This window comes from Jatrophihabitans sp., from assembly GCA_036389035.1.
Lineage (GTDB): Bacteria > Actinomycetota > Actinomycetes > Mycobacteriales > Jatrophihabitantaceae > Jatrophihabitans_A.
Map to the genome: position 1 here is coordinate 161119 of DASVQQ010000018.1, position 11495 is coordinate 172613.

General features: G+C 72.9%; 3 protein-coding genes. All 3 read right to left on the reverse strand.

Annotated features, from left to right (window positions below):
* Window positions 1-5: 5 nt before the first annotated feature.
* The 3 genes from VF557_12940 to VF557_12950 are packed head-to-tail and all read right to left on the reverse strand — an operon-like array spanning window position 6 to window position 11493.
* Window positions 6-9068 (reverse strand): MupA/Atu3671 family FMN-dependent luciferase-like monooxygenase, encoded by a 9063-nt coding sequence (locus VF557_12940; protein ID HEX8081109.1) that lies wholly within the window; start codon window positions 9066-9068, stop codon window positions 6-8.
* Between the two features lie 12 nt (window positions 9069-9080).
* A complete protein-coding gene (locus tag VF557_12945; GenBank protein HEX8081110.1) occupies window positions 9081-10343 on the reverse strand; it encodes an MFS transporter in 1263 nt (420 codons plus the stop codon).
* A 4-nt stretch (window positions 10344-10347) separates the two neighbouring features.
* Window positions 10348-11493: an acyl-CoA dehydrogenase family protein gene (locus VF557_12950; protein HEX8081111.1), complete on the reverse strand. Its 1146-nt coding sequence runs from the start codon at window positions 11491-11493 to the stop codon at window positions 10348-10350.
* Between the last annotated feature and the right edge of the window lie 2 nt (window positions 11494-11495).

Sequence of the window (11495 nt, forward strand, 5' to 3'; positions counted from 1 at the left end):
AGCGGCTACCTTGCGGTGTGCCACGGCTTGCTGTCCGGATCGGTGACACCGGCGGTGAGGATCTCGGTGAAGCGGTTTGCCCAGGTGGCGACGGTGTCCGGGTCGAAGAGGTCGGTGGCGTATTCCAGGGCGAGGGCCAGGCCACCCTCCGGGTCGACGGTGACGAAGTAGGTCAGCTCGCCCCGGGCCACCGGGAGCTCGACATCGATGGGCGGAGCGGGAGCGATGCCGGGAAGGGTGAGGTCGGGGAACGGGTTGTTGTAGAGCCCTAACTGGACTTTGGGCGGGTTACCTGAGAAGTGGCCGCCGGCGACGTCGTTAAGGACCGACGCCGGAACGGACTGCAGCGCCAGGCGTTGCCAGACCGCGTCGCGGGCGGCGGCGACCAGGCCGGTGAAGGTGAGCGCTCCGGCGACCGGAACCACGACCCACGAGGAGTGGGTGAAGCACCCGACGGCGTTCTCGAAGCGGGATTCGGGGCGGTTGGCCACCGTGCACAGAAAGGCGCCGGCCGGGGCGCCGGTGACCTCGTGGCCCAGGGCGGCGAAGGCGGCGATGAGGACGGCGAAGGTCGTGGCTCCTTCGCGGGCCGCGACGGCGTCGATCGCAGTGACCAACTCCGGCGCGAGGGTGGTGGTGTGGACGGCCCCGTTTCCGGAGAGCGACTCGGTGCGGGGACGGTCGGCGGGAAAGAGCAGGGGCCGGGCGCCGAGAGCGGTGACCTGGTCGGCCCATTCCTGGACGGCGGTCCGGGTGGCGGGGTCGTCGAGGTGGGTCGACTCCCAGTCTGTGAAGTCGATGCAGGTGGCGGTCAGCTCCGGGAGATCAGGGGCTTCGCCGGTGACCTCCGCCCGGTACAGCTCACCCAGATCGCGGATGAGGATGCCCATGGACCAGCCGTCGCTGACGGCGTGGTGGACGGTGAGCAGGAGGTCCGCACGGCAGTCGGCGAGGGTGAACAGCGTCGCCCGGAAGGTACCCGCGGCGGTGATGTCCGCGGCGTCCCCGGCCGTAGCCAGCACCAGCGCCTCCAGGTCGCCCTCGGCGGCGTCGACGATCTTCAGCGGGGCCTCGCCCGCGATCATCACCTGCTGGCGCAGCACGCCGTCAACCTCGCGGATCCGGGTGCGAAGGGCCGGATGCCTGACCATCAGCGCGGTCAGCGCGCGATGCAGAGCAGGCACGTCCAGCTCGCCGTGCAGGGCGAAGCGGGTCGCGATCGTCAGCACGCTCGGGTTGTCGTTGGCCATGGTCACGGCGTAGCGGTGCCGCTGGGCGCAACTCGCCGGGGCGCTGGCCTCCACCTCGACCACCTCCGGCTGCGGGTCCGGCTGCACCTCCGGCTGCGGGTCCGGCTGCACCTCCGGTTGCGGGTCCAGTTGCGGGGCCAGCAAGCCCGCCAGGCCGCGCACGGTCGGCCTGCGCAGGAAGTCCACCACGTCCAGCCGCACCCCCAACTCGTCGCGGATCCGGTTCACCAGCCGGATCGCGGTCAGCGAGTGACCGCCCAATTCGAAGAACGTGGCATCCGGCGGCACCGCGTCCACGCCGAGCTCAGCCATCCACACCGCGGCGAGCCGCTGCTCGACCCCGCCGCGCCGGCCCGCCGCCGGCGGCCGGGACGTGCCGAGCGCCGGTTCGGGCAGGGCGTCCCGATCGAGCTTGCCGTTGGGGGTCAGCGGCAGCGCGTCAAGCACCTCCCAGGTCGCGGGGATCATGTACTCGGGTAGCCGGGTCGCCAACTCCGCGCGCAGGTCGGCGACAGTCACTCCGGGCGCGGTGACCACGTAGGCGGCCAGCCGCACCGTGCCCTCGGGGTCGGTCCAGGCGCGGATCGCTCCTTCGCGCACGCCGAGGAGGGTGGCGAGCTGGTGCTCGGCCTCGCGGGGTTCGACGCGGAAGCCGCGGATCTGCACCTGCTGGTCGCTGCGGTGCAGGAACTCCAGCTCACCGTCGGCGCTCCAGCGCACCACATCGCCGGTGCGATAGCAGCGGTCCTCGCCGGCGCCCGTGAACCGGGCGGCCTGGTCGGGGGTCGGCTCGGCGTAGCCGCGGGCCAGCTGGACCCCACCGATCAGCAGCTCACCCGGCTCGCCCACCTTCACCTGACGGCCCGCTTCATCCACCACCCGCACCCAGGTGCCCGGCACCGGCCGGCCGATCGGGGGCGGACCGTCGCCGTCCGCCGTGACCTCCGCCCAGGTGGACACCACAGCCGCCTCGGTGGGGCCGTAGGCGTTCCACAGCTGGAACGGCGCCCCGGCCGGTGGCCTGCGGTGCAGGGCGTCACCGCCGACGACCAGGTGCCGCAGGGCGACCGAGCCGTCGGTGGGCCAGGGCTGGGCGAGCAGCTGCTCGCCCATCGGGGTGGGGACGAAGGCGATGGTGATGCCGGTGTCGATCAGCCAGCCACGCAGCCCGGCCGGGTCGTAGCGGAGGCTGGGCGGGATGATGTGCAGGGACGCGCCGGCGCGCAGAGCGGCCCAGACCTCGATCACGGAGGCGTCGAACCCGGGGCTGCAGAACCACGAGAGCCGGTCGGCGGCGGTCACGCCCAGGTCGCGGGTGTGCCAGCCGACGGTGTTGGAGATGGAGCGGTGCTCGACCAGCACGCCCTTGGGTTCGCCGGTGGAGCCGGAGGTGAACAGGACGTAGGCCAGGTCGTCCGGGGTGAGGGGGTGGCCGCTGATCACAGTGTGGCTAGCCCTGTCGGCGAGCCGGTCCATGAGGATGGGCGGGAGGTCGCCGGGAACCTCGGCGCCGGCAGTGGTGATCACGGCGGCGGCGCCGGCCTTGCGGACCATGTGCCCGAGGCGGGCAGCGGGCTGCTCGGGGTCCAGCGGCAGGTACGGCAGCCCGGCGGCGAGCACGCCGAGCATCGCCGCCACCGCGTCCACACCGCGGGGCAGCAGGACGGCGACCGGGGTTCCGGCAGGCACCTCGAGTTCGGCGATGGCTCCGGCCACGGCGGCGGCGCGGTCTCTCAGCTGGGCGCTGGTGGTCACCTCGCCGCCGTCGACGACTGCGGGAGCGTCGGACCGGTGATCGAGGACGCCGTGGTGCAGGAGCGTGGGGCTGTCGGGCGCCGGCCCGCCCGTGGTCCAGGCTTCGGGCGGGACCCCGGGGTGCGGATCGAGCTGGTCCAGGTCGCTGAGGGGGCGGTGCGGGTCGGCCACGACAGCGCAGAGGACCTGGTTGTAGGTCTGCAGCAGGTGGCGGGCGGTGTCCGGCTCGAACAGGTCGAGGGCGTGGTTCAGCCGGCAGCGGACGGTGTCGCCGAGATTGATCAGGAACAGGACCAGGTCTATCGGGGCGCGGTCGGGCAGGACGTCGAGGAGGGTGGCGCGCATGCCGGGAAGGTCGAGTTCGAAGGTGGCCTCGTTGTCATAGACCACCACGGTGTCGAACAGCGGGTTGCGCTGCGGGTCCCGATTGCCGCCCAGGGCGCGCACGATCTCTGGTAGCGGGGCGTCCTGGTGTTCCTGGGCGCCGAGCAGTTGCTCGCGCACCAGCTTCAGCACGTCGATGAACGATGCCTTGTCATCGATCGTGATCCGCAACGGCAGCGTGTGCACGAAGAACCCGACGGCTCGCTCGGTCCCCGCAAGCCGGTGCGCGAACGGGCTGCCGACCACCAGGTCCGACTCGCCGCTCAACGCCCGCAGCGTCAGAGCCCACCCCGCCAGCAGCGCGGTGAACGGCGTGACCCGGTGCTCACGGGCGACTGCCCGCAACGCGGCCATCAGCTCGGCGTCCAGTTCTGCCCCGACGGATGCGCCCCGACCGGACGGCTCGGAAGGGCGCGGGTGGTCATAGGGCAGCTCCAGCTCCCGTGGCGCACCCGCCAGCAGCGCGGTCCAGTACGCCAGCGATTCCGCCGAGGCCGGCTGCGGCGAGGGCAGCGGGTCGACGGCCGGAAGGGCTACCTCGACGCCGGTGACGGCGGCCCGGTAGCTCGCGGAGATCTCCTCGGTCATGATCATCGCGGACACGGTGTCGGTCACCAGGTGGTGCATCCGCAGCACCAGCAGGTGCCGCTGCTCGTCCAGGCGGACCAGGTAGGGCGCGAACAGCGGACCGGCGGCCAGGTCGAACGGGGTGGCGGTCTCGTGCGCCATCACCCGACGGGCGGCCTCCTCGACATCGGCTCCCGGCTCTTCACGCACGGGCAGCGCCAGTTCGGACGGGGCGGCGACGACCCGCTTCAGCACGCCGTCGATGTCGTGGAAGGTCGAGCGCAGGCCGTCGTGGCGGGTGGCGACCGCGCTCAGCGCCGCCCGCAAGGCCGCCACGTCGAGGTCGCCTTCCAGCGCTACGACCAGGGACTCGGTGTAGTTGGGGCGGCCGGGGAACGCCTGGTCGGCGTACCAGATCTGCTGCTCGGTGAGGCTGGCGTCGCGGACGTCGAGCCGGCCGTCGGTGGACCGGTCGTCGGTGGACCGGTCGTCAGTGGACCGGTCGTCGGTGGACCGGCCGTCGGTGGACCGGTCGTCGGTGAACCGGGAGCGCAGCCTGTCGATGTGGGGCAGCCCGGCGGTGACCCGCCCGGACGGGACGCCGAAGTCGATGAAGCACGCCACCTCGTCCACGCCGAGGGCGGCGAGCCTGCCCACGATCGGCTCGGCGTCGTCCGGGGTGCCGATCAAGGCGCGGTCGGCGCAGTAGCGCTCGTACGCTTTGGACAGCAGGTACTCCAGGTCCTCCGGGTCGGTGTTCTCCAGGTCGATGGAGAAGCCGAGGCTGTTGGTCACCTGCCCGAACAGGGACAGCGACGAGCGCAGGTAGTCGCAGAACGGGCCGAACGCCTCCGCCCGCATGTGCTCGGTGTCATCGCCCAGGTAGGTGTGCAGCAGCAACACGACCCGTCCACCGTCCGGGTCGAGGCCTGCTTCGGCCCGGGTGCGCCGGTAGAGGGCGATGTTCTCCCCCAGCTGGTCCACGCCCTGCGACATCAGATTGGTGATGACGCCGAACCCGCCGCGCGCGGCCTGCCGGTAACTGTCGGGATTGCCGACGATCGCGGTGTAGAAGTCGAGCTCGGACTGGATCGGCCTCGGGTACAGCTTGACCTCGACCTGCTCGCCGTTGCCTGCCGTCCTGGTCACCGGCTCGCCCCGCCACAGCGCGCGGATCGTCTCCACGTTCTCGTACATGGCCTCCCGGTGCTTTCCGTACACCTGCGGCGCCAGCACGAAGTCCCGTGCGTGCCAGCCGCTGGCCACGCCGAGCGACACCCGCCCACCGGAGAGGTTGTCCACCATGGACCACTCCTCGGCGACCCGGATCGGATCGTGCAGCGGCAGCACCACGCTGCCCGAGTGCAGCCGGACCCGGTCGGTCTGGGCAGCGATCGCCGCGGCGAGCACCGACGGGTTGGGGAACACGCCACCGAAGGAGGCGAAGTGGCGTTCCGGCAGCCACACCGCGTGCAGGCCACTGCGGTCGGCGAAGCGGGCGGCGGACAGGATCGCCGCGTACTTGTCACCACCGGGCTTGTCGCCCCGGGGGGCTTCTGGGTAGTCGCCGAAGAAGTACAGGCTGAAGTCCGGGGTCGTCCGGCCGACGTCGGTCGACGCCGCCTCCACCACCGGGGTCTTCGCCACGGCGGCGGGGGTCCTCGGCAGTGCGCGGCGGGGCGCGGGCGCGGCTGGGGACGCCAAGGCTGGGGATGGCGCGGCTTGGGACGGCGCGGCTTGGGACGGCGCGGCTGGGGACGCCAAGGCCGGGGATGGCGCGGCTTGGGACGGCGCGGCTTGGGACGGCGCGGCTTGGGACGGCGCGGCGCTGGGCGCCAAGGCTTGGGACGGCGCGGCGCTGGGCGCCAAGGCTTGGGACGGCGCGAATGGGGATGCGGCGGGCTTGCCGGAGAGCATGGCCAACTGCTCGGACATGATGTCGGAGAACCGGCCCATCAGGGTCAACTGCTCGCGGACCACGGCCTCATACCCGCTGCTGAGCGCCATCGTCGGCTGTGGCTCGGGGTTCAGGACCGGGAGCGGCGCCGCGACCGGTTGGAGCGGCGCCGCGACCGGTTGGACGGACGGAGCGACCGGGTCCGGCTGGACTGCGGAGTCCGGCGGGGCTACCGGAACCGGCTCGGCCGCGGGGACCAGCTCGGCACGGGTGGTGGCGGACATCCGTTCGGTGACCAGCACGCTGAGCCGGGCGGGGGTGTCCATCTCCTCGAACAGCTCCCGCATAGTCACCCGCACGCCGAAGGCGACCTCCAGCTCGCGCACCAAGTTGATCATCAGCAGCGAGTCCGCGCCGAGGTCGAAGAACTGCGTGTCCGGAGTGACGCGGTCCAGCTTGGCGCCCAGGTGGTGCGCGGTCAGCTCGCGCACCCGGGTGAGCACCAGCTCGGTCAGGTCGTCGATCTGCTCAGTGGGCATGGCCGGTGCGCTCTCCTCGGGGGCAGGGACGGGGGCAGGGACGCTCGTCGCGGCGGGCCCGGAATCCGCGGCCGGGACGGGGGCTGCGACGGGCGCCGGGTCGATCCAGTGCCGCGTCGGCTGGAATGGATAGGTGGGCAGCGGGACGCGCCGGCCGCCGGGGGCGAGGGCGGCCCAGTCGAGTTCGATGCCGTGGCAGAACAGAGCGGCCAGGCCGGGGGTGAGGGTGTCCACTCCCCGGCGGCGTAGCGGGAGCCAGGTCGTGCCGGACCACTGCCTGCCCAGCGCCGTCAGCACGCCGGACGGGCCCAGTTCGATGAAGGTGGTGCGGCCTTCGGTGACCAGTTCGTCCACGCAGCGGTGGAAGTCAGCAGTGGATCGGGTGTGCGTGCGGACATGGTCGGCGCCCGGCACGGTGCCCTCGGTCAGCACCGCGCCGGTCCCGGAGTAGACGGGCAGCGCCAGGGGCTTCCAGTCCAGCGCGGCTGCCCGATCGGCCAGGGCATCGAGGAGGGGGTCGACCATCGGAGTGTGGAAGGCGCGGTCGGCGGCGAGTCGACGGCATTCCACGCCTCGCGCGGCGAGCTGTCCCTCCGCGTCGGCCACCGCCTCGGGAGGGCCCCCGAACACGATGTGCCCGGGCCCGTTGCGCACGGCCACCGAGAGCCCGGGCAGGTCGCAGATGTCGGCGAACACGGCCAGCAGGGCGCCCTCGGGTGCGGTCTGCATCAGGGCCCCGCGTGCCGCGGCCAGGCGCATCGCGTCCTGCTCGGACAGCGCTGCGGCGCAGGCCAGGGCCGCGTACTCCCCCGCGCTGTGCCCGACCACGGCGTCCGGCCGCACGCCCAGTTCGGCGAGCAGCGCCACCTGCGCCAGCTGCACGGCGAGCAGTGCCGGTTGCAGGGTCTCGGTGGTCCACTCGTGCGGTTCGCCGAGCAGCGGGGGCAGCAGGTCCACGCCCCGGTCACGGCGGTGCTGGTCGAGCAGCCGGTGCAGCACGGCGGCCGAGGCCGGGTGTGCGAGCAACGAGGTCCCGGCGCCGGCGCAGTCCACGCCCTGGCCAGCGAAGGCGAACACCAGCGGGCCGGTGCCTCCGGCGACTCCGCTGGCCGAGCCGCCCGCGCGTAGTTCGCGTGCGGTCGTGTCGGCGTCATCACCCCAGGCCACCAGCCGGTGCGGCAGTCGCCTGCGGCCGGCGCCGAGCGTGGTGAGGACGTCCGCCGGGCTGACCCCGGACAGGGCGTCGGCAGTGGATTCGGCAAGTTGGGCCAGAGCCTGCGGCTCGCGCGCGGACAGGGGCACGATCCAGGGCGCCGACACAGCGGACGGCTCCTGCTCGGGCGCCTGTTCCAGAACCAGGTGCGCGTTCGTGCCACCGACCCCCAGCGCGGTCACACCGGCACGACGCACCCCCGGCACCGGCCACGGCATGGGCACGGTCGGCACGGTGATGCAGTCTTCGCCCAGGCGCAGCGCGGGGTTGGGCGAGTCGAAGTTGGCTTGCGGCGGCACGATCCCGGCACGCAGGGCGAGTACCGCCTTGAGCAGTCCGGCCATGCCGGCGGCGGTGTCGAGGTGGCCGATGTTGGGTTTCACCGAACCCACCAGCAACGGGTCGGAGCGGTCGCCGAATGCCTCCCGGAGTGCCGCGATCTCGATCGGGTCGCCGAGGGCGGTGCCGGTGCCGTGGGCCTCGACGTAGCCGACGGAATCCGGTTCGACCCCGGCTGCGGCGAGTGCGTCGCGCACCACCGTGACCTGGCCTGCCACATCGGGCCAGGTGAAGCCCTGCTTTGCCGAGCCGTCGTTGTTGATCGCGGACCCGAGGATGACCGCGTGCACGGTGTCGCCGTCGGCGAGGGCTGCCTCCAGCGGCTTGAGCAGCACGGCCGCGACGCCGTTGCCGCCGACCGTGCCGTCGGCGGCGGCGTCGAACGCGCGGCAGGCGCCCGTGCTGGACAGGATCGAGCCCTCCTCGTACCGGTAGCCCGCCGTCCCGGGCACGTGCAGTGCGGCGGCCCCTGCCAGCGCCATGTCGGCGTCGCCCGTCAGGAGCGCGGTGATCGCGGTGTGCACGGCGACCAGCGAGGTCGAGCAGGCCGTGCGGACGGTGACCGCGGGCCCGGTGAGGCCGAGCCGGTAGGCGACGCGGGTGGCGAGAAAGTCCGGGTCGTTGCCGATCGCGACTTGCATTGCCGACAGCTGGTCGCCCGCGTCGGTGTCGCCCAGGTTCTCGCGGAGGTAGGTGCGAAGGGAGTACAGCGCCATGCCGGAGCCCGCATAGACGCCCGTTCGGCCGGCTGCCCCGGCGTAACCGGCGTGTTCGAGCGCCTGCTGGCACACCTGCAGGAACAGCCGCTGCTGCGGGTCGGTGACGGCGGCTTCGGCGGGGCTGATGCCGAACAGGTCGGCGTCGAAGGCCCCGATGTCCTGGAGCGCGCCGCTGACCGGGACGTACGCCGGATCGTCCACGAGGGACGCCGGCAGGCCCGCGGCAAGCAACTCCTCGCGGGTGAACCGAGTGGTGCTGACGACACCCGCGAGCAGGTTGTCCCAGTACTGCTCCAGGGTCGGCGCACCGGGGAAGCGGGCAGCCATGCCGATGATGGCGATCCGGCGGTCGCGCACGTCGCCGGGCAGCACGACCGGCGTGGTGGCGTGCAGCGTCTGCGGCATGGCAATCCCCTGTCAGCTCGAAGTCGTCGCCCGGTCGCCCGGGCGAGGGGTGGTCCGTACCAGGTACCCGGCGGCGAGCACCACGACCACGCCATGCATCAGCGCGGCCACCACCAGCGGCGTCCACATCTCAAGCAGGCCCGCCGCGACCAGCAGGCCGATACCCAGGCCCGCGTTCTCAGCCATCGCGGTCAGACCGAAGAACATGCCGCGCGCCGGGTCGGGCTCGGCCTGCACCCTGGTGGTGTAGGTGATCTCGGTGAACCCGTCGGCCAGGCCGGCGATCAGGGCCACCAGCAACACCCAGGGTTGACCGAGGCCGGAGAACGCGGCGATGAAGGCCACGGACATCACGGCGGTGCTGATCACGAACGCGCGCTCGTCGTGCCGGGGGCCGCTCCGATAGATCCGGGTCACCAGCTGGTGGGCGGCGAACAGGCCGACCGCCCACGCGGCCCAGAAGTTGCCGACGAACCCGGCCGGGTTGCCCGGTTGCAGCTGGGTGGCGTAGATCGGGATGCCGACCTGGTGCGAGGCCGACCCGAGAGCGTCCACGCACCGGACGATCACGATCGCCAGCACGGGAGGGGCGGCGGTCAGGGCGAGCAGCACGAACCTGCCCTGCCTCGCCAGACCCGGCTTCTCCTGGCGCCGGACCTGCACGGGGCGCGGGAAGCGCAGCCTGACGGTGACCAGTACCAGCGCGGAGACGCAGAAGGTGCCGGCGTCGACCAGGAACGCCGCCTGGTAGCCGACCCAGGACACCAGCAGGCCGCCGGTGGCGAAGCCGAGCGCCATCGCCACCGCCCGGCCTGTCACCAGCAACCCGTTGGCGCGCATGCGGTGCTCGGCGCCGACGAGGTCCGGCACGGTGGCGCGCAGCAGCAGTTGGTTGGTGGTGCTCAGCGCTCCGATCGAGACTGCCAGCACCGGCAGCAGCGCCACCCGGATGCCGTTCGGGGACAGGGCGAACACCAGCAGCACCGACGCCTGCGCGAGGTCGCAGCTGATCATCACCGCGCGCCGGGGCAGGCGGGCGGCCACGGTCCCGCCGGCCAAGCCCGCGAGAAATCCGGAGGCCATCCGCAACACCAGGAACAGGCCGGTGGCCACTGCGCTGCCGGTCGTCTGGTAGACGAACAGCTGCAGCGCCACCATGTTCAGGTAGCTGCCGAAGGAGGACGCCATGTAGCCGCCGACCAGCAGCCGGAACCGGCGCCACTCGGCGCGGTCCAGCTCGGGTTCGGCCGCGACGGCCGGGCTGAGTTCGGTCATCGCGTCAGCACCAGGCCTGCGCACCCGGCCGGGCCGCCCGACGGTCAGCCAGCAGCAGCGGCAGCACCTCCGCGCGCAGGGCCCGCGGCGAGCCCCACCACGCCCGCTCGACGGCCGCGCGGCGGAAGTACAGCTGGATGTCGGCCCCCTCGGTGGTGCCGTACGCGCCGTGCGCCTGCATCGCGGTCGAGATCACCGTCCGGCTCAGGTCGGCCGCCATCGCCAGGGCCTGCGCCGCGCCCAGCCGGACGTCGGCGCCCTGGTCGGCCTCCCACGCGGTGGCCCGGATCAGCCAGCGGGCCGCCTCGACCCGGGTCGTCGCCGCCGCCATCGCGAAGGAGGGGGCCTGGAAACGCCCGATCAGCTGGCCGAACTGGCGCCTGGTGTTGGCCCGCTCCACCGCCAGCTCCAACGCCGCCTGGCACATCCCCACCAGGTAAGCGGCGTGCCGCAGCCGGGCGTTGGCCAGCAGCCACGGCCAGGCGTCGGCGAATCCGGCCAGCGTGGCCAGCACCGGCGTGCCCTCCAGCGCCACGTCGTACAGCTCGCCCCGGCCGGTGTCCAGCTGACGCCGCATCGACACCGTCGGATGATCGGCGGCGCTGAGCACGCAGACCGGCCTGCCGTCCTGGCTGCCGATGACGCACAGGCACTCGGCGTCCTGGGCGAAGCTGACGAAACGCCGGCGGGCGCTCACCCGGTCGTCGCCGAGCGTCAGCGGCGCGAGCGGCGCCGCCGCGCCCCGTTCCCGGAAGGCCAGCACGACCGGCGCCCCCTCGGCGATCCGTCCGAGCAACTTGCCGTTCCCCTCGTTGCCGGCCAGCGTCTCGGTCCCGGCCAGCGCCTCGGCGGCGGTCATGGTGTCCAGCAACGGCCCCTGGCACAACGCACCGCCCAGCAACTCGGCCAGCACCACCGCGCCCTGCTGGCCGGCCGCCTCGCCGCCGTGCCGTTCGGGCAGCAGCAGCCGGGTGGCGCCGAGGTCGGTCAGCGCGCTCCACAGCATCTGCCGCAGCGCCTGCACCTCGGCCGGGTCGCCGGTCCGCGGCTGCTCGCCCATCCGGCGGATGCTCGGCGCCAGCTCGGCGTCGAACAGCTGCCCGAACCGCTGCCGCACCGCGAGCTGCGCGGCACTCAGGTCGATTTCCATGC

What these genes read in the sequence shown, in the direction of transcription:
- VF557_12940 (HEX8081109.1), bottom strand. Translation starts at nt 9,068, where the DNA reads ATGCCGCAGACGCTGCACGCCACCACGCCGGTCGTGCTGCCCGGCGAC.
- VF557_12945 (HEX8081110.1), bottom strand. Translation starts at nt 10,343, where the DNA reads ATGACCGAACTCAGCCCGGCCGTCGCGGCCGAACCCGAGCTGGACCGC.
- VF557_12950 (HEX8081111.1), bottom strand. Translation starts at nt 11,493, where the DNA reads ATGGAAATCGACCTGAGTGCCGCGCAGCTCGCGGTGCGGCAGCGGTTC.